This window comes from Mycoplasmoides pneumoniae FH (assembly GCF_001272835.1).
GTDB classification, from domain to species: Bacteria; Bacillota_I; Bacilli_A; order Mycoplasmatales; family Mycoplasmoidaceae; genus Mycoplasmoides; species Mycoplasmoides pneumoniae.
This window is the reverse complement of the sequence record NZ_CP010546.1, coordinates 384,227-403,945: the sequence shown is the minus strand read 5'-3', so window position 1 is coordinate 403,945 and position 19,719 is coordinate 384,227. Positions and strand designations below refer to the sequence as shown.

The window sequence follows — 19,719 nt, the reverse complement described above, 5'->3', positions numbered from 1 at the left end:
GGGATAAAATGTTAATTTTCAACAAAAAGTTTTAACACAGCGGTAATAATCACAATTATCAAAAGAATCGCCCCTAAAATAATTCACTTTTTAGAGTCAGTGGCTTTTTGTAAGTTTTCCGCGTTTTCTGTCTCTGTATACAAATTAACTGGTTTTGGCTGTGTCTTTAATTGTTCTTTAAAGTACGCTGCCTTTTGTGTTTGCAAATGTTCCTTTTCAATTAGTTTTAAAAAGCGTGACGGCTCATAATACGCATTGAAACTTTCCACACTAACAGAAACTAAAAATAAAAACTGTTTAGCACGAGTAATCGCTACGTAAAACAGTTTCATTTCTTCTAGTAACTTGTGCTTATCACTTCCATCCCAGTGCAAACTAGGAAAAGCGCGTTCAACCAAGCCATAAACAAATACTGCCTCAAATTCCAAACCCTTGGCAGCGTGAATTGTTAAAAGGTTTAATTTAGCTAAAGGTAAATCACCATCTTCCAGCACTGTTTGACTAAAAGCGTCAAGGTGTTTATTCTTACGAAATAACACCGCCATCTGATCATAAGGTACACCATTGTTTAAATGCAACTGTTTCATTTGGTAAATAATCCACTGGTCTTGGTTTTTCAAAGAATTGGCCTTATAGTGTACCGGTACAGCTTTAGAATCAATGCTAGAGTGCAACAACACGAGCGCTTTCCTCTCTTTTCTAGCAATTGCGGTTAGTACATCATTCGCTACTGCTAACACCGCTTGGCTGCTGCGGTAGTTTTGGGTGGTATAAAACTCTTTGACTGTTTGAAAATCATTTTTTAAAAGTTCAAAGATCTCTACAACAGCACCCCGCCAACCGTAAATCATCTGGTTGCTATCACCCACCAAAAAGAGATTAGGATGAGTTGTAGCTAGTAACTTTACCAATTCGTACTGGGCTAGGTTAGTGTCTTGAAATTCATCTACTAAGATATAATGCACACTTTCGGTAAATGCTTGCAACAATTCACTATTACCTTTTAAAAGGTGGCAAGTTTCAATAATTAAATCGCTAAAATCAAATAGGTTATTGGTAATTAAATAGTTCTGGTAAGCCCGTAAAGCAGTCGCAGCCCGTTTACGAAACTGACCATTGGAGATGGTACTAAAATCCTCGTTAAAAGTATCTGTACAAGCATCTCTAAAAGCGGAGTTATACTCTAGGTTGTCAAGTTCTAAATCAACTACTTTGTTTTTATAAATTTCCACCACTGTTTGTAGTTGATCACCCATTTCATAATCACTAAAGAAGCGGTTAGAATCTCTCAAGATGGCAAAGTCACTTTTGCCATGTTTTTGCAAAAACCTGTTGGCAAAACTGTGAAAGGTATAGATGTGCAGATCCTGCAAGCTTTTTTGTGGAATTAACTTAATAATGCGTTGGCGCATTTCACTCGCTGCCTTATCAGTGAAGGTAAAGGCCAAAATACTTTGAGGATTAACGCCTTTTTCATTGACTAAGTAAGCAAAGCGTTCAGCAATAACGGTTGTTTTACCCGTGCCAGCACCGGAATACACCACGTTAACACCGTTATCACAAGTAACAGCAGCTTTCTGTTCCTGATTTAAATGTTCCATAACTTAATCACCTAATTGTTCTAAATCAATGTCGCCGGGTAAATCAGAGTGCGTTTTTATAGTGTTAGTGGACTTCAATTCACTTTTACAATCCTTTACTTTAATTGTTTTTTGCACCATAAAACTCTTAGATAACAAATCTTGCAACGCTTGCTTTTGGGAGCTGAAACAGAAATACACCACAAATACTAGTTGTAAGACACTAATAACACTTAGCAAGATTTTGACAAATATCCAGCTAAGATTGCTGTTTTGGTTATCAAAAAAAGCTTGCAGTATCTTCGGATCATCCCTGTTGACAAAAAAGTAAATTGCTAGTGCTAGAAAGATAACTGAGTACCATACTCACAGAAAAAGCTCGTGCACTAAGAGGTTTCAAAAGCGTTTTTTAAAGATGAGTAAACTTAAACCCAGTAAAGCACGAAAGAGCGTTTTGCCCTTCCATAAACCCGGTAAAATGACAAAGTAAGTCAACCACAAGACTGCTTGACTTACCGTCATAATTAAAAACACACTGGACTGTTCTTTGATGAAAATGCTACTAATGCCGTAAATAATTGCGAGTAAGATCGCTAACAGTACTGTATCACACAACCAAGCTAGCGCTCGCGTTTTCGCTTTAGCGCAGTTAAGGACAGCGGTTGTATTGCTGTTTTCATCAATTACTTTAACCTGCATTAGTGCTTAATGTACTTTCACCTAAACCGAAATAAAACAGCAATAACAATTAAAAATAAGGCCAATAAGCTCGCAATTGCAATAACAACAATGTTAGCGGGGGTGAGACCAGCATTGAGATCACTGACTGTAAGAATGGTAAACACCATCGAAAAAAAGTTAATAAAACCAACTACCGCAGCGGCTACATAAGCAAAGATCATCAACACCCGCTCATTGTCCTTTTTGGAGATGCGCTGTTCGTGTTTAAACTTAGCGACCATTTCGGCAATCGATGTTTTTAAATTACTCTTACTGTCAATCTTTTGCATGATCTCCTTGATTGAGGTCAATCCGTAAAAGGGATCGAGTCAGTTAAAATTCAAGCTCTCTAAAAGGGCAATGTTACTAGCAAAGTGGCTCTTGTCAAACCCCTTTTCATACAGATCGTATTCAATATCATTAATAATCCACCGGCGCGTTTCAAAGTACAGTTGCGCCCAGACATAATTAGAGATAACCTTAGTTTGGTCATTCTTAATAATTAAGAAAGAGCTACTGTCACTACTAATAAAGGTTAAGTACTTCTTGTTAACTTGGCAAATGCTCTCATCCAAGTCCTTTTCAAAACCATAGAGATCACTACCATTTTCAGCATCAGTAATCTGTTCAATTAAATCTTTAAACTCCTCCCAATCGACAAAGTGGTTACTCCACATGCCAATACCATAGCGCTCAGGGTTGATGACTATACCATGTAAAGTTTGTAAGTCTAACTGGTGACGAAAAACCTGTTTAGTAGAGACAAAGTTGTGAACGTTATCTAACTCTAATTCCACAATTTCATCGGGGTATGCTAACGATTCGTTTTTAGTCTCTAAATTAATTTGTTTAATTTCTTCTAGTAACTCTTCTAAGCTTTTGACGCGTTTTTTGTGTCAGCGACTTGTTTTTTCCTTTTCGAGGTAATTCTTTTCAGCAAACTTAATTAACTCATGCAAATCAGTTTCTGGATTTTGGTCGGGGTCTTCGCGCAGTGAAACCTTGTTATCTAGTAGCTTTAAGATTAAGGCTGGCTCTTTACTGTTGAAGTATACCCGGAGCTCTTCAATAATGATCAACATAATCAAGAGCGTGTTCATGGTGGCGTAAAACAGCTCATCGCAGTTGTTATCGACAACACGCTCTTCTTTGTTTTTGGCAACAAAATCAAAGTACTTAGAAAAGAAGATTTGATTCCAATTGTTTTTAAGCACACTAAGCTTGTCGTTTTCAACCGTCTTGTTTTCACGGTTTTTATCACCAAAAATAAACGAATTTAAGGAAATCGGGTAAGGTTGGTTCGAGATAAAATGCTTAATTAAGGAGCGTAAGTAAATCGCTTGGAACAACTCTTCCTTATTTTGGTGTTCCAACTGTTTGTTAATCACATCCAAAGTAAAGGAACCGGACAAGATTTGCGCCCTTAAATCTAAAAAGAAGGAGATGCGAATGGCATTGACATACTTCCTTAAATAAGAGTGTTTATTAATTTCAATTAAATAGTCATACCGCCTTTCCGCAAATTCATTGTTAATCAAATTGTTTTCAAAGGCATTGACACTTTGGATGTAAACCGGCTCGTTAAAGCGGTCGTGTTTCACTATTTGAAATAAGTCACAGCTAGAACTACCCGTTTTAGAAACAATCTTCTTCAACACATGGTTGAGCATGATCAAAATTTTCTCATCCTTAGTAACTTCCTCAATGGTGTTGAGCTTTTCCAATTCCTCTTCACTGAGAGTGCTCTTAATCTTTTGCAGGATGTTGTTGACAAAATCACGACTAGGGTGTTGGTTAATACTTTCAAAGAACACTTCCGAAACGTCTGAAATGTAAAAGGAAATACAGTGACTGAGTTGTAACTTATTGAATTCCATCTTTATTTATGCTTCTTGTTAAATTCAAACAGGTAAAGCCGTCTTGTCATAAAGGTTAAAATGGTAATTAACAGTGTTAAAACAAGGATAGTACCAATACCAATAATTACCGTGTTTCTTGGATCAGCTAAACTTTTTTCAGCCGTTTGTTGACTGACTGTTAAAACCGTTCAAACACAGTTAAAGAACTCAATAATACCAAAGACAACAGCAGTAACTATTCCCAAACTCAAATAAACCCGTTCCTTGTATTTACCAAAGATCTCATCTTCATGGTTGACCTGGTTAATCATGTCTACTAAGAACTGATCTAATTGCATGTACTCCTTTACCTTGGTGTACAGCTGGTCATACTTAACTGAAGCGGTACGGAAGTATTCACTGAGATACCGCAGCCGGTTAATGCTGTTGAGGTTAGAACGCAAGAGAGAAGGATCGTTAGTGCGGTTTTGCTCAAAGATCTTGGAGTAATCAAATGCCTTGAGCATAATTGCCTTACTGTAAGTAATCGTTCAGACAATGTTATGGATCGCTGATTTGAACTTATTGTTAACAATACTCAAAACATCGGTATTACTGTTCATAAACAACAGTTGGTTAAAGGTACGCCGTACTAACAAAGTTTCTTTTTGTTGTTGAAAGTCATTGAGCACATCGCTGTCAGTAAAGTCAATTTCCTTAAAGAAGTCACCAATTTCCCTTAGGTTTAAGTCATTGGCAATGGCAGTATCATCCAGACCAAAAACATTGGGTTGCATTGTGATTAAAAACAACAGCTTAGCTTCGTTAGTGTTGAAAAAGTCATCATTCTTTAAAAAGCACTGTTTTTTGTCTGGTTCAAATACATAAACGGTTGAATTAGAAGACAACTTTTGTGGTTGATTAGCGCTGTATTTTTCCACTAACTTACCAATGTCTTCCACTTCATCAACCTTTTCAATGTCTTCATTAGTAACGGCTTGGTTTTCAAAGTACCAGTCCTTTAAAAACAACAGCATTTTCGACAAGTACACTTCAGTGTTATCTTCTTTGAAATTACTAATCTTGCTGTTGAGCTTTCATTCAAAGTGCTCAGTTTTTTCACACAACCACAACAAGTTATTATTGAGGTGACAAATTAACAACAAGATCACAAAAAAAGCATCAAAGAAATCAGAATTGACAATCTTTAAGTTTTTGTGAATCGTGGAAAAAGGGTACTTTTGCTCCACGATGTTTTGTCATTTTTGCTTAAAGGCACAACTCTCCAACACAATTTGTCCTTGCTTATTAATCAGTGTTTTAGCAAAGCATTTAATGATCTGGATAAAGCTAACCTCGTTTAAGTTGTTTTTACAGAAGGTGTGAATCAGATTGTTAATGGCAATATTTTTCGTTTCTGAAAACAGGTCGGCACGCTTAATGTTTCACTTTAACGAAAAGCTTCCGACAACTGTGCTGTTCTCTTCATTAAAGTGGAGGTAAATGGTTAATTCCTCAAAGAAGTTAGCGAGCGTATTTTTAGGGTTAATGACTACATTAAATACTAACTGTGACGCTTCGCTGTGACCATCGCAACTATCTTCCTTTTTGACCTGTTTGAGGTAGTTTAAAACTTCAGGTTGATCATCAATGACCTGCTTAAAAATGCTCTCTACACCACTACCACTCAAAAAATCCGAGAAGTTTAACAGTGCCTTATTAAAAGTGTTTTTAATCAGGTTTTTATTGAGAAAAACTGCTTGTTGATTACGTGCAGAATTTTTAAAATAACGAGCTCTAATCTTAGAGTAATTCTGTTGATTATCTGCTTTTTCAAATAAAAGCTTTTTATCGAGGTCTATTTGAAAAGTATAGAGGTTGTAAATTTCTAGTTCCTTTTTTACCATGGACCTGGACAGCACAAATGGCTGTAGCTATCAGGATTATTTTAGTTAGAATTAAACAATTTAAGCTCTTTGAGAAAAAAAATAGTGATCTTTGGTGGTGCATTTGATCCCCTCCACCAAGCGCATATCTACATTGCTAAGCGTGCTGTACAAGCCATTAAAGCACAAAAGCTTTACTTTGTACCAACTGCTAAAGCCTTTTTTAAATCACCGATTAAAGCATCTAATCAAGCACGTTTAGCAATGTTAAGGGTTGCGCTAAAAGCATTGCCTCAGATGGCAGTATCTAACTTTGACATTAAAGCGCAAAACGGTTTTTCGTTCAATACAGTACAACACTTTAAGCAGCGCTTTCCCAATGCTGAGTTGTACTTTTTAATTGGCAGTGATAAATTAAGCGAGTTGGCCAAATGACATAACATTGAGCAGTTACAAAAACTTTGTCGTTTTGTCTGTTATGAACGTTTCGGTTATCCAATTGATGAACAATTGGTACAACAGTTTAACGTCCGACTGTTGGGTAAGTGTCCTTTAGATTTGGCATCGAGTGAAATGTTTGGTAGTCATAAATTTCGACAAATTCCCGCTAAGGTGTTGCACTATATCCACCAACACAACATTTATCTAAAAACCATTTTGCAAACACTGTTAGATGAACCGCGCATGCAACACTGTTTGCGCGTTGGTCAGTTAGCTAAAACTTTAGCAGTGGCAAATAAACTCGATGGTAAAACGGCTTATACTGCTGGTGCTTACCATGATCTAGCAAAGCAACTACCCCAAGCACAATTAGAGAAATTAGCCAAAGTAGCGGGTGTAAATGATTACCCTAGCTGAAAGGTGTTACACAGCTATGTAGGTGCATACATTTTAAAGCATTGGTATGGTTTAAATAATAGTGCTGTTTTTAGCGCTATTTGAAACCACACTGTACCACCACAAAAGATGAGTCAACTAGACATGATTATCTACTTAGCGGATAAGTTAGAACCAATGCGCGTTCATGAAGAGTGAGCTAAAGGCATTGATATTACCGCTTTGGTTAAACTAGCGAAAAAGGATTTAAAACTAGCTTACCAAATTACCTTGAAGTACGTTAGGTCGTTACAGAAAAACTAATTACTTAATATCGCGTTTTTGGTAAGCGAAGAAACTACCAACTAACAGACCTAGTGTTACCACCAGCACCATTGCAATAATGACTTCTTGGCCTACAATCGGTTCACCACTAACGTAATAAAAGCTGTTAGTTTTAATTATTTCGTTATTAACCTGTGTGTTTGAATTGAGCAAATGGATTTCGTATCGTTGTTCGCGTTTTGCACCATTTTCAAAAAAGAGAAATGGTGAGCTCAACCAGATAGAGGCAGTATTAAAAAAGGCGTCTTCAGCCTTAGGCATTTTTTTGGCATTCTCAATTTCCTCGTCGAACTTTTCCTCCTCTTCACTTTGTTTATCTTCTGATTCATCAGTGTTATCAACAGTATCACTACTGTCTGAACTATCCATGCTGTCCTTTGTTTCCGAACTGCTTTGGTCATTAGTTTGATCAGTCATTCCAATTTCAGACTGCATAGCTTTTGGCTCAACAGTGACTGCTTTATCAGCACCTTGTGTCATTCTTTGACTCTTTTGGTCTTTACCGTCCTGTTTTTGCTTGTTTTTTTCAGTTAGCTCTTTTTGCTTCTTGTTAAACTCTGTTTTAAATTTGTTTAAGCTAGTGTTATCAATAATGCCACTGTCCTTTTGGAAAGTAAAGTTGTCATAAGCCATTGATAGGGCATAAAATAACGCTACCTTATCTTTAAAGATTTCCATGGCCTCATCACGGGTAGAAAGTCCTTGATGAATGTGTTTTAGTTGTGTGTTAAAGCTACTGGAAAACTTACTGTAGTTAATGGAAACACGATCAAAGAATTGTGGCAGCCTAGGTCTAAACTTAGGCTTACTCTTACTTGAGTCTTTGCCTTGGGAATCGGATGAATCATTGTTATCCTTAGAATCCGCATCTGATGAATTCTTATTGTTAGGCTCCGTGCTGACAGAGTTAACTTTATTGGAATCCTGGCCGTTGCCATTGTCCTTTTCAGCCTTTTCTTTCTCTTCCTTTTCCTGCCTTTCTTTTTCCTCCGCTTCATAATCACGGAAGGACTGGATAATGGTGTCACTAAAGAATTTGTAAACCTTTTTGACCCGGGGTGGATCTAGTTTTATGTCATCAAAGGAAGGGACTATTTTCTCTAAAAAGGCACCGTTATTGTCATAAGTAAGAATCCGGGGTAACGGTTGTGTGGGCAGGTTATGGGTATTGATAAAAAAGGAATAACTTAAAAAGTAAAGGTGTCTTTGATCGCGAAAGCTAACAAAGTCGACCATTTTATCAGTATCTACTTCCCTGTCAAAATTAAGCTTAGTGTTTAAAAAATAGAGGTTAACATCAAAGTTGCGGTAATCACTGAGGCTGTTTAACCGAAACAGACTGTTAATTCAATACCCTACATTCCAGTAATACTGGCTTTGAAAGAAGCTACTCTCCCCATATTCATCCCAAATCGCTTGCGGATTGGTTTTTACAATCGATTTCTTTTTATTGCGCGGATCGGATACATTTGAAGAGTCAATGATGGTAAAGACATTTTCGACACCCTTGGACTTAGACTTACTGATGAGACTTAGGTTTAGTGGTTGGTAACTATTATCACGGAGATTTTCACTCGGTGGCTTAATTGAAAAGGCCAAGATAACGGTTGTAAAGCTAGCTAGGGAAACCCCTAACAGTAACAACAACATACTTTGGGTGCGGTTTAAAAACTGCGCGATAATAATCAAGACACAGCTAAACAATAAACTAAGTAAAAGCACTCCAAAAAAGACGCTTAAAACAAGGTCAGTAACTGTTTGTGATGTAGCACCTAAAGTAGCAGTTAAACTAACAAAAAGACCACTTAAAAATGCCGTGCCAGTAATCCAAATAAACAAGACTGCTAAGCGAGCAAAGAATAACCGACCGCGAGTAAAAAAGCGGGTAATTAATAAGATCTCTAGACCGTTGTAATAACCATTAATAAAGACTTGAAAGGTAATAATGGTGGCAAACAGAGCAATGAAAGGAATGATTAAACTCGACATTTGCACCACTGGGTGTGATCACAAAAACAAAGGATCTTGTTTGGTGAAAGCGGGGATGATTAACAGCACTAAAGCCAGTAAAAACAGTACTAGTCCAGCAGTAACTCATAAAAGTCAAGATTTAACGGTCTGTTTTAAGATAAAACGGAAGTAAGCTAGTAAAAGTTGCCGTTGTTTAACGTTGTTAACATCGCTTCAATTTTTAAACAGCTTCATCTTGTTCACGGATAGCAACAGCACGCTGGGCTTGATCGTACTCGTATTGCTCAATTAGGTTATTGTAAATGTTTTGCAACGAGTTGCCTTGTCGTGCAAAAATAAATACCTCAAAGTCAGGTTGTTGGTAAAGCTCAACTGCAAATTTGTTGGATTGCTCTTGTTTTAAGTCAACTTGAAAGTCATCGGTTGCAGGGAAATACTTGTAAGCAATTTTTTGTGCTTTTAATCACTTACGTAAACTATCGGAATGGTTAACCTTTAAACGGTAACCAAAGTTGTCTTTGGCAATGTTCTTTGTTTTGCCATTAAAAAGAATTTGCCCTTCATGAATAACAGTGAGCGAATCACAATAGTTTTCCAATTCAGCCAAAATATGGGATGAAACAAACACCGCCATCTTGTTACGTACATTAAGTTCGTAACACACATCCATAAACTCATTACGTGTTTTGGGATCTAAGTTAGCAGTGGGCTCATCCATGATTAACAGCTTGGGATCATTAAATAAGGCCTGGATTAATAAAACCTTTTTCTTTTGTCCAGAAGAAAAGTCATTTGGCTTTTTAAAGCGGAGGTGTTCAATTTGAAAACGTGCTAGTCAGTAATCAACCTTTTCCTTAATGGTTTGCAAACTACAACCTGACAGTTTACCCAACGTGTAGAGGTATTCATGGGTATTGAGGTGTTTGGGAAACACAGCATATTCAGGGATATAACTAATTACACCCTTAGACTTGGCGTTTTTATTGCTAATGCCATCGATGTTAATTTCGTCCTTAAAGCGCTGATAAGATGAAATTAAACACTTAATGGTGGTAGTTTTCCCCGCACCATTTTGACCAATAAAGGCATGGAACTCACCGGGCATAATGGCAAAATTCACATCCTTTAAGATACGGTTTTTGCGTCAAAAACCAAATTCCTTTTCTAAATGTTTAACTTCAACAATTGGTGTAACAGACATAACTATTTAACGTTGCGGTATTTAAAGAAGAAAAAGGCAATAGCTAATAAAACAACTGTTAAAAATAGGGTAATCACAATGGTGGCTACACTGGATACAATCGGTTCACCTTGTACTTCATAAACGAGTTTTTCCTCAGAGAAATCAACCACTACGTCTGACAAGAAGCGTTGGTGGAGCTCTGGTAAACCACCAGCAAACAACTTGTTGTTATACCCACCTTGCACTAAGAACAAATAGTTCTGCGCTGTAGAGAAGAAGATGTCCTTAGTAAGCTCCTTAATTTTGGTTTTTTCTCCCTAGCTGTTAAGGGTTTATATGTGTTTTTTTCATCTTCAGTGGTATCGGTTTTATTGTCCGATTTACCAGTATCACTGTTTGTAGCAGTATTGCCTTTACTGTCATTTTGTTGATCCTTTTGCACTTGTTGTGCTTGACGAGCTTTTAACTCAGTGCTTTGGGTATTGGTATCACCTTTTTGTGCGTCTTGCTTTGTGTCTTGATTATTTGATGCACCATTCTTGTTTTCCTGAAATTCTTTATTTTGTTTTTCCTCTATCTCCTTTTTCTTATTTTCTATCTTTTCAAAGTTTTCGTTTATGACCTTTTTTAATTGATCAGAATAAGCACCGTATTTAGTTGGCAAATTGTGTTCCTTGTTGGTAATTTCATTCAACACGTAAAACATGTTAATTTGCTTATTGAGTGATGCCATTGCTTGGGCAAACTGGTTTTTATCCCCGTTTTGGTCTTCAGCGTTCACTTTATTTAAAAAAGCTACATTGTCCCACAAACGTTCGTTATTTACCTGTAAGAAATAAATGGAATTGAGAAACTTAATATCACGGTAGATTTGTCAAGTGAGTTCTTTTTCTTTCTTTTTTTGTTCCTCACTTTTGTTGTTCATTTTGCCCTGACTTTGGGGATCACTAGAAATACCGGTGGCAGTGCTTTCACTAGACATCTGAGTACTTTCAGATTGATCAGCAGTTGTTTTTAACTTAGTTGATACAGAGACTGTATCCGTTTTTTCACTACTGTTGTCATCCCCCTTAGCATTTTCATCATCTCCTTCCTTTGGGAAAGGACTACCCTTGTTATCACTTTCAGCGTAAATTCTGGCAATCCGGCGGTTAATTTTCTTGTCTAAAAATCAACTAAAACTTTCTAGAAAAGTGTCAAACACCTTTTGCATTATCTTCGGGTCACGTTTAAAGGCATCATCGCCAGCACTAAAAGTAGCTTTAACTAATCCCCGTTTATTGATAAAGAAAACGCCGCTGTTACTCAAGCTTTGCTTAAAGTTGAGCGTTGGAAAGCGCAAGTGAAAGCGAAAGAAACGGCCAAAGCGGTCTTTAGTGCGATAACCAATAATGTCAGTACTCTTATCTAAATCAACTAACTTACCAAAGCGAATTTTGGTGTTTTGGGTTGCTACTGATGCATCAAAGTTATTTTCATCAGCTAACGCACCCAAGCGGTAAAGCGAGCCAAATAAGTAACCAATGTTGGTGTAAAAGGAATTAATGTAAGAGGAGGTTCGTTGTGCCTCCTCATACAAATTTCTACCACGCAGTGCTGCTTGCTCATCACTCTTTCAAAGCTCTTTTTCTTCGCGATCCACCCCAGTTAAACGCCGCTTTTTGACCGAAACGTAAATTTTACGCTCTACATTAGGGCTTTCGCTGTGCGCAATTCCGTTAATTTGGCGAACGCTGTAACCTTGTTGGCTCAACATTTTAGCAGGCGTGTCGAAGATTAACCGCGCAATTGGTGAGGAAAAGCTAAACAACGACACAAACAAGAGCAAAATGATTAAGCTCTGGATGTTGCTAAAGCGCGTGGCTAACATAATAGTTACAGCGCTAAAGATAATGCCGTTTAAAATGGTACCGACAAAGATACTTAAAGCTAAATCATCTAAATAACTCTCAATCTCATTGCGCGTAAAGTAACCCAAGCTCACTACAGCAGTGGATAGTACGGCTACAATACTCAAGTACATTAACAGCACTAGTAACTTAATGAGCAAAATGCGGTCACGGCTAATAGGTTTAGAGAACAAGAACAGCTCAATCCCGTTGTTGTACCCTTCAATAAAGATGTCAGCGGTAATACTGCCCGCTAACAGTGTCACTAACGGTATTAAGATGAGTGAAAACTGAAAGACATTGTTTGTTCAAAGCGCAATCACGTTGGTGCTCGATTGAACAATGAACAGCATCACTAACGCCAGCATCAACAGCACAAACATCACCCAGCAGGTTTTGCTGCGGAGTGTTTGCTGTGCAAGGTAAGCAAAATAAGTAAGTCCTACAGCACTCTTTTGCCGTCGTCCTCTTCTAGCTAACACTTATAAGAAATGAATTAGTTTAATGATGACCATTTTACCCTTAAAAAGGGTAATTATCTGATCTTAGGCACCTTGAAGTCCTGAATTGGTAAAAATTAATTAAATATCTTGTTGTAGATGTCCTTGTATTCCTTTACTAGGATAATCTCCAAGTCCTTAACGATGTCTTTAGGCACTTCATCTAAGTAACGCTCATTCTTTTCGGGCATAAAGATGGTGCGTACTCCACCGCGGTAGGCGGAAATGGTTTTTTCTTTCACCCCGCCTATGGTCATTACTTTACCCCTTAGGGTAATCTCCCCGGTCATGGCAATCTTAGGGTCAACCTTTTTGCCAGTTAAAGACGAGATAATGGCAGTAACTAAAGCCGCGCCAGCACTCGGGCCATCCTTGGGAATACCACCACCTGGAACATGGATGTTAATGTCAACCTTTTTAAAGAGGTTAGGGTTAATGTTAAAGCTCTGCGCATTGGCCTTGACATAACCTAACGCTACGCTAGCACTTTCACGCATTGTTTGCTTTAAATTGCCGGTCAGAATTAAATCACCCTTACCAGCTACATGGGTTACTTCAATTGGTAACAGATCACCACCAGTTGGGGTGTAAGCCATGCCGTTAACAATTCCCGGAAGTGCATCTTCATCGCGCACGGTATAGTCAAAGATTTCTTTCTTGAGGTATTTCTTTACCAAATCTACATCAACTACTACCTGTTGTTCGCCGGTTTTTTGCAAGTTAACAATGTACTTACGCACAATTTGCTGGATTAAGCGTTCTAACTGTCTCACCCCCGCTTCCCTCGTGTAAAACTTAATGATATAGCTAATACCCTCATCGGTAAACTTGAGGTCATCTGTTTTAATCTCAGCGTCATCTAAACAACGCTTAACTAAGTGGCTCTTTGTAATTTGTAGCTTTTCCTGTTCGGTGTAAGAGGTAAGTTCAATCACTTCCATCCGGTCTAACAAGGCTTCCGGAATATCTTCGATATAGTTAGCGGTGGCTACAAACATTACCTTAGACAGGTCATAATCCTCCTCAACATAGTTATCGCTAAACTTATTGTTTAACTCCGGATCTAATACCTCTAACAAAGCGCCGGAAGGGTAACCTTGATTGGAGGATGTCATCTTGTCAATTTCATCTAACAAGAACAGTGGGTTAATAACCTTAGCACGTGCCATGCCCTTTAAAATCCGTCCTGGCATCGAACCCAAATAGGTTTTACGGTGACCACGGATTTCCGATTCATCATGCACCCCGCCCAATGAAACCTTAACAAAGCGCTTGTTTAACGCTTCAGCAATTGATTTGGCTAAACTGGATTTACCAACTCCAGGTGGACCGACTAAACACATAATCGGACCCTTAAGCTTTTTGGTACGGAGCTGTACTGCTAAATACTCAACCACTCGTTCCTTTACCTTATCTAGTCCTGAGTGGTTCTTGTTCAAGATCTTAATCAGGTTTTTTACATCAGCATTGTCCTTGCTTTCCTGTCACCATGGCAAGTTCATCAAAGTGTCGATGTAAGTCTTGGTTAAGGTTGATTCTTGTGATGAAGAGGAGGAGTTTTCAAAGTGATCTAACTCACTTAAAATCCGTTTTTTAATGTGCTCTGGATATGGGTTTTCCTCTAGCTTTTTGCGAATGTTGGATACTTCATCTTCCTTCTTGGAAGTCATCCCGATCTCTTCACGGATAACCCGGAGTTTTTCCCGGAGGTAAAAGTCACGTTGTTGGCGCGATAACTGTTCGTTAACTTTGCGCGTGATGCGGTTGTCAATCTTGTCAAACTCACTTTCGCGTTGTTTAGCGCGGGCTTCTTCGCTGATGTGACCTAAATCCTCGATGCCAGAACCAATGATCTTCTGTAACCGTTTTTCAATGTCATTTTCTTCCAAAATGGCTTGTTGGAGGGTAATGTCTTTGAAAATTAAGCTAGCAAGCTTGAAGGTAATAATGTCATACCGTTTTATGTCTTTTGGTACCTTAGATAGCTTCTTTAACTCTTGCAGTTCCAAGAAGCTGTTTAAGCTGTCTAAAATTTCAGCAAAGTCTTCTTTATCGGGAAAGATCCGTTCCAACAACTTATCTAACGCTTTATTTTCTGTTAGAGTAGAGTTGAGAAAGTGATGGTCGTACTTGGTTAAATCAGCATCAGAGAAGCTTGTAATGGCAACGCGCTGTAATCCTTTACCCTTAATCTTATAGTCAGCTGTCTTGCCATCTTCACTCGGTACTTCAATAATTTCATCAATGTCACATAAAGTACCGCAATGGTAAATGTCATCAAACTCAGGGTTGAGCTGATCTGAATTCTTTTGGGTGACTAACACCAAACGTTTGGTTTTGAGGTTTTTGAGTGCTTTAATTAGTTTTTTCGAGCGTTCACGACCGACATCAAGTTCAAAGCCGTTGTACGGAAAGATAACTTGGTTACGCACAACGAGAATTTGTGGTTTTTTTACAGCTGGCATAGTTATTAAGATAAGAGGTTGAAGAATGCTAAATTGTAACACATTTTTTAGCACTCTAATACTTTGAGTGCTAATGAGTGGAGTACTCAATTATCTTGGTAGTGGTTAAACGGTTCAAAATTATCGATTCCACAAAGTCCTTTTGTTGTTCCATGTTGTGGAACATTTGTTTTTTCAACTCGGCATTAACAAAGGGGTATTCAACATCAATAATCGATTCGATTTCGCTGTGAATCTTTTTGTTATCAACCTTGATTTTTTCCACATCAGCGATTCGTTTCATCACTAAAGCAAAGGTAACGTTATCACGTGCTTCTTTTATGTTACGTTGTTGCAACTGCTCCAATGAAAGCTTGGAAGCTGCTAACAATCTCTCAAAGGGAATCTTGTACTGCTCCGCTTGATCCTTTTGCGCTCTCAGTAAGCGATCGGATTCCAATTTAATTAAGGAATCAGGAATGTAAGGTAAGGTGGTGTTAGCTAAAAAGAACTGGCGAATTTTAACACTGTTTTCTTGTAGGGTAATTTCCAGTTTCTTAGCGGAAACTAACTTATGAAAGTAAGTTTTAAATTCCTTGAGTGAGTTGAAACCCTGGTATTGTGCGGGTAAATACTCCTTAAAGTTAGTTTCATCCATGGGGGTGATCTCTAACTGCTTAATTGCTTTGAGCTCTATGTCAAACTCTACTGGTTTACCCTTCAATTCTTCAGCATGGTAGTCCTTGGGGAACTTTAACTTTAACTGACGCTTGTCCCCTACTTTCATGCCAATTAAACCACTTTCAAAGCCATCAATAAAGCTGTTGGAGCCAATCGTTAATTCGTATTGTTTGGCAGTAGCGCTTTCAAGCACCTTACCATCTACCTTGCCAACAAAGTCAATGACGGCAATATCATTGTTGGCCAATGCTTTGTCACTAACATCAACTAGTTTCCCTTTGTTCTTTTCGATGTTGTGCAACTCCTTGTTGAACTCCTCATCCTTTAGGGGTACAATCGGGCTTAAATCCTTGATGTGCTTGTAATCAGGTAGTTCAAACTGGGGTACGAGATCAAAGTCAAACAGAATAACACAATCGTTCTCATTGATTGTTTTAAAGTCAATGGTAGGAAAGTCCTCAATTACATTCTCGTTGTCAGCAATTACTGCTTCTTGTTGTAACGGCTGGAAGATGGCATCAATTACCGCTTGGGCGCTACGTTGCAACAACTCGGCACGGTCTAAGTAATCCTTAGCTAAAGTTGGAGGCACTTTACCTTTACGAAAACCCTTGATTTTCATGTTTTTGGTTAAATCTTGGGTTTGCTTTTGCTGTGTCTCCTTTCACAGCTTCGTGTCAATTGCTATTTCAAGACAAAGCGTCTTTTCTTTTTGGGTTGTATTGACAAGCTTGTATTGTTTCATTCTAAACTAGATCTGAGCTATATTTTAATTTTCATCCCCAACAGGACGATCTAACTGTTCGTAAAGCGTATGAACGATTAGTTTGATCAGTTCATCCTTTAGGTTAACCGCTTCGTTAAGCACAATTTGGCTGACATACTCATAAATCTTGGCAGCTAATTGTGCCAAAGGTACTGGGGGATGGAGGGGGAAATAGCTCACCAAAAAGGCATCAATAATCTCATTGGCAAACTCAGCGTTAACCGGCTCTTTTAAAAAGAGCTGTTGGATTTGGGTAATTAACTGCTCAAAGTATGCTTTGGCATCTGGCTGTTGGGCAATTTCAAACTCCCCTAAGGTCAAGGTAAACTTTTGTTTGAGCTTACTGTTAAAGTACTCAACTTGCTCACCCTGAAAGCCCGGGATCTGGTTGAGTGCTTGAAAGAAGGAAAAGCGCTTTAATTCCAACAACTCCGAATCAGTTAACACAAACTGTAAGCGTTGTAACAAATGTGGTTTGACAAACGCCTTCGTTTTGGGCAAAAGGTAGTGAATCATGTTGAGTTTATTGGGGTAATCCTGTAAAACAAGCTCTATGATTTTGGCTGCGGGTAAACTAGCCAAGGCCGCGTTTTGCTGTTCCAATAAATCATGGTTCACGAGCTGGAGTAGCGATTGGAAAAAGCTTACTAAAGGTTTTGGTAGATAAGGGGCGGCTAATTCCTCCTCACAGCGAGACTGGGCAGTTTTAAAGTCCTTCTGCTTGACTAGTTCCATCACCTTATCAAACTGGTGCAAAAAGAAGGTGGTCAACTCATCACCGTTATGCTTGTGATAATCGTTAAACGCTTCACGGAGCTCCTTATAAGAGGCAAAGTGTTTTTTTAAAGCACTTAAGTGGTTGACAAACTGATTTGGCTTATTGATCATCTTCAAGTGTACCGCTAGCGACTATGTAAAAGTCATTCAGTTTAATTTTGCCATGTTTACTTTTATGTCCAATTAAACTCAACGCTTCCTTGTCTTGTAGTGGTAGGGTTAAAAACTTGCGCTGGTTTTCGTCAAAGAAGTAAATGTGCTTGTGGTTTTCGTGTCTTAAGCAATAATACGTTTCAAAGCGATTGGTATCTACAAAAATATTAATTAGCTTTAACTTAGCAAAAATCTTGAGGTTGTTATAGATAGAAGCTAAGGTAGTGCGCTGTTGGTTTTGTTCCAAGTGGTGTTTGAGCTCAGCTAAGGTGTGCCAGTCACGGTGTTGCACTAAGCATTGGAGCAACATTAAGCGTGATTGGGTTAAACGCATCTTATTGCGTTCAAACACACTAATGTAATCCTTTAGTGTTTGGTTATCGTGCTCCAAATCAAGCACGGATCCTTTCGATTTCAGCACCATATACAGCGGGATAATTATGCTTGTCAGATGGGGTTTCTAAAACAATCGGTATTTGCTTTATTTGCGGTTGGGCAATAAAGCGCATTAAATTATCAAACCCAATCATCCCCTCACCTAGATTGGCATGACGGTCTTTTTTGGAACCACAAACGTTTTTGGACTCGTTTAAGTGGATGACCTTTAAAAACTCAAAGCCTAGTTTAGTGTCAATCGTTTCCATAATTTCGGCAGTATTGTTAAAGTCATTACCACTGTCATGGAAGTGACAGGTATCTAGACAAACACCAATCCGCTCTTGTTGTTCAATGTGGTTAATCACATACTTTAACTGGTCTAAATCACGGCCAATTTCATTACCTTTACCAGCCATCGTTTCGAGACAAATAATGACTTCTTTAGTGTTGGCAATCACTGTATTTAAGACCTTGATTAGGTGATCTAACGCTTGGGTTTGAGTTTGCTCAACCGCTGAACCGGGGTGGAGAACGATTAGTTTAGCACCCACGGCATGACACAGTTTAACCTCCCTTGTCAGAACGTCAATCGCAAAGGTTTGCTTTACCGGATCTTTGGAGGCACAGTTAATAATGTAAGGAGCATGGACAACCATCCCAGACTTACTGAGGTTATGTTGTTCCATCAATGTGTGACCCTCGTCAATTTGCATACGATTAGGATCGACTCGTAGTGCCGTGTGTGGTGCGCCCAAAAAAATCATGAACGCTTGTGCTTTAATGCTAACAGCGTCACGAACACTCCCCACTAGATAATGGGGTGATTTAAACGAAATAAAGCTTCCTAGGAGTTTAGGCATCTAGTTTGTGTTTGACCACACTCACGCGGGTCTTGCCCTGTTTAGGTCCAAACTTTTGGTATTTTACCAAGCCGTCGCTTAAAGCAAACAAGGTGTCATCACTACCAAGGCCAACATTTACACCGGGACATACCCTAGTACCGCGTTGGCGGTAAATAATTTGACCAGTACGGATCATCTGACCATCAGCCTTCTTAGCACCTAAACGCTTAGCATGAGAATCACGGCCGTTCTTGGTTGAACCAACTCCCTTTTTGGAAGCAAAAAACTGTAAGTCAATTTTGGTTAAAAAATATTTGTTATTCATCTTTACGTTGATCTTCAAACGAAATAAACTGCGGGTAAGAATGCGCGAGGGTTTTAAGTTGCATAATCACCACACTCAATCCTGTGATAAGCTTAGCGGTTGGTTGCACTAACTCCAAGCTTAAACTGGGTACAGTAGCATCTTCTTGAACGGCAATGCTGTTGGTTTCAAACCAGGGCAAAGCGCCAAAGATAATACCACTAACAGCAGCGCACACAATGTCTTGCCCCTTTTTGGCAAATAAAGCGTGCCCGGAAGCGGCGAGTTTGTGGTGCGACACAGTTAGTTTAATCATGGACAAAGCGCACTACCTTTAACTTAGTGTAAGGTTGACGGTGACCATACTTTTTTAAGTGGTGTTTTTGTGAGATGTGTTTAATCACGTTTACTTTGCGTTGTAAACCGTGCTTTTCCACCACACACACTACTCGCGCTTTTTCCAAGTATGGCGCACCAATCTTTTCATCCAACATTAAAACCTTGTCGAGTTGGATTTCTTTACCAACTGGCGCTTCAAGTTTTTCAACAAAAAAAGTGTCATTTTCGTGGACTAAATATTGCTTTGATCCACAGACTACAATAGCATGCATTTTCAATAAAACCGTTTCTTTTGGTATTTTGTATA

15 protein-coding genes and 1 pseudogene are annotated in these 19,719 nt (G+C 38.6%); 1 reads left to right on the top strand and 15 read right to left on the bottom strand.

Annotation, left to right across the window (positions count from 1 at the left end; all coding sequences use genetic code 4):
* Positions 1-11: 11 nt before the first annotated feature.
* From F539_RS01915 to F539_RS01900, 4 genes are read right to left on the bottom strand one after another with little or no spacing between them, the layout of a single operon-like run.
* Positions 12-1,601 carry an ATP-dependent helicase gene (locus tag F539_RS01915; protein WP_014574950.1) on the bottom strand — a complete coding sequence of 530 codons (1,590 nt, stop codon included), beginning with the start codon at positions 1,599-1,601 and terminating at the stop codon, positions 12-14.
* Between the two features lie 3 nt (positions 1,602-1,604).
* Complete coding sequence (locus F539_RS01910; protein WP_014325471.1) at positions 1,605-2,279, bottom strand: RDD family protein; 675 nt, start codon at positions 2,277-2,279, stop codon at positions 1,605-1,607.
* The gene (locus F539_RS01905; protein ID WP_014325470.1) at positions 2,279-4,177 is read right to left on the bottom strand and encodes an MPN338 family protein; all 1,899 of its coding nucleotides are present in this window, start codon (positions 4,175-4,177) and stop codon (positions 2,279-2,281) included. Before F539_RS01905 ends, F539_RS01910 begins: the two co-directional genes overlap by 1 nt.
* A 2-nt stretch (positions 4,178-4,179) precedes the next feature.
* A complete protein-coding gene (locus tag F539_RS01900; RefSeq protein WP_014325469.1) occupies positions 4,180-6,045 on the bottom strand; it encodes an MPN337 family protein in 1,866 nt (621 codons plus the stop codon).
* 69 nt (positions 6,046-6,114) lie between these two features.
* Between F539_RS01900 and F539_RS01895 the strand changes: the two genes are divergently transcribed.
* The gene (locus F539_RS01895) at positions 6,115-7,164 is read left to right on the top strand and encodes a nicotinate-nucleotide adenylyltransferase (RefSeq protein WP_014574948.1); all 1,050 of its coding nucleotides are present in this window, start codon (positions 6,115-6,117) and stop codon (positions 7,162-7,164) included.
* On the opposite strand, the gene F539_RS01890 is transcribed toward F539_RS01895, so the two are convergent.
* The 11 genes and pseudogenes from F539_RS01890 to rplU form a co-directional block, all read right to left on the bottom strand.
* Positions 7,165-9,390 (bottom strand): ABC transporter permease, encoded by a 2,226-nt coding sequence (locus F539_RS01890; RefSeq protein ID WP_014325467.1) that lies wholly within the window; start codon positions 9,388-9,390, stop codon positions 7,165-7,167.
* Positions 9,377-10,357, bottom strand: a complete 981-nt coding sequence (locus F539_RS01885) for an ABC transporter ATP-binding protein (RefSeq protein WP_014325466.1) — start codon at positions 10,355-10,357, stop codon at positions 9,377-9,379. The genes F539_RS01890 and F539_RS01885 overlap by 14 nt, the downstream gene beginning before the upstream one ends.
* A 2-nt stretch (positions 10,358-10,359) precedes the next feature.
* Positions 10,360-12,611 (bottom strand): annotated as a pseudogene (locus F539_RS01880) (ABC transporter permease).
* A 194-nt stretch (positions 12,612-12,805) separates the two neighbouring features.
* On the bottom strand, positions 12,806-15,193 hold the full coding sequence (gene lon, locus F539_RS01875; protein ID WP_014325464.1) for an endopeptidase La: 2,388 nt from the start codon (positions 15,191-15,193) through the stop codon (positions 12,806-12,808).
* Positions 15,194-15,263: 70 nt separating this feature from the next.
* The gene (gene tig / locus F539_RS01870; protein ID WP_014325463.1) at positions 15,264-16,598 is read right to left on the bottom strand and encodes a trigger factor; all 1,335 of its coding nucleotides are present in this window, start codon (positions 16,596-16,598) and stop codon (positions 15,264-15,266) included.
* Between the two features lie 24 nt (positions 16,599-16,622).
* Positions 16,623-17,507, bottom strand: coding sequence for a DUF3196 family protein (locus tag F539_RS01865; protein ID WP_010874686.1), 885 nt, complete (start codon positions 17,505-17,507; stop codon positions 16,623-16,625).
* A complete protein-coding gene (locus tag F539_RS01860) occupies positions 17,497-17,973 on the bottom strand; it encodes a Fur family transcriptional regulator (RefSeq protein ID WP_010874685.1) in 477 nt (158 codons plus the stop codon). Before F539_RS01860 ends, F539_RS01865 begins: the two co-directional genes overlap by 11 nt.
* A complete protein-coding gene (locus F539_RS01855) occupies positions 17,927-18,787 on the bottom strand; it encodes a deoxyribonuclease IV (protein WP_010874684.1) in 861 nt (286 codons plus the stop codon). Before F539_RS01855 ends, F539_RS01860 begins: the two co-directional genes overlap by 47 nt.
* Positions 18,780-19,094: a 50S ribosomal protein L27 gene (rpmA, locus tag F539_RS01850; protein WP_014325462.1), complete on the bottom strand. Its 315-nt coding sequence runs from the start codon at positions 19,092-19,094 to the stop codon at positions 18,780-18,782. The genes F539_RS01855 and rpmA overlap by 8 nt, the downstream gene beginning before the upstream one ends.
* Positions 19,087-19,389, bottom strand: a complete 303-nt coding sequence (locus F539_RS01845; protein WP_017532771.1) for a ribosomal-processing cysteine protease Prp — start codon at positions 19,387-19,389, stop codon at positions 19,087-19,089. Before F539_RS01845 ends, rpmA begins: the two co-directional genes overlap by 8 nt.
* A complete protein-coding gene (rplU, locus tag F539_RS01840; RefSeq protein ID WP_010874681.1) occupies positions 19,382-19,684 on the bottom strand; it encodes a 50S ribosomal protein L21 in 303 nt (100 codons plus the stop codon). Before rplU ends, F539_RS01845 begins: the two co-directional genes overlap by 8 nt.
* Positions 19,685-19,719 lie beyond the last annotated feature (35 nt).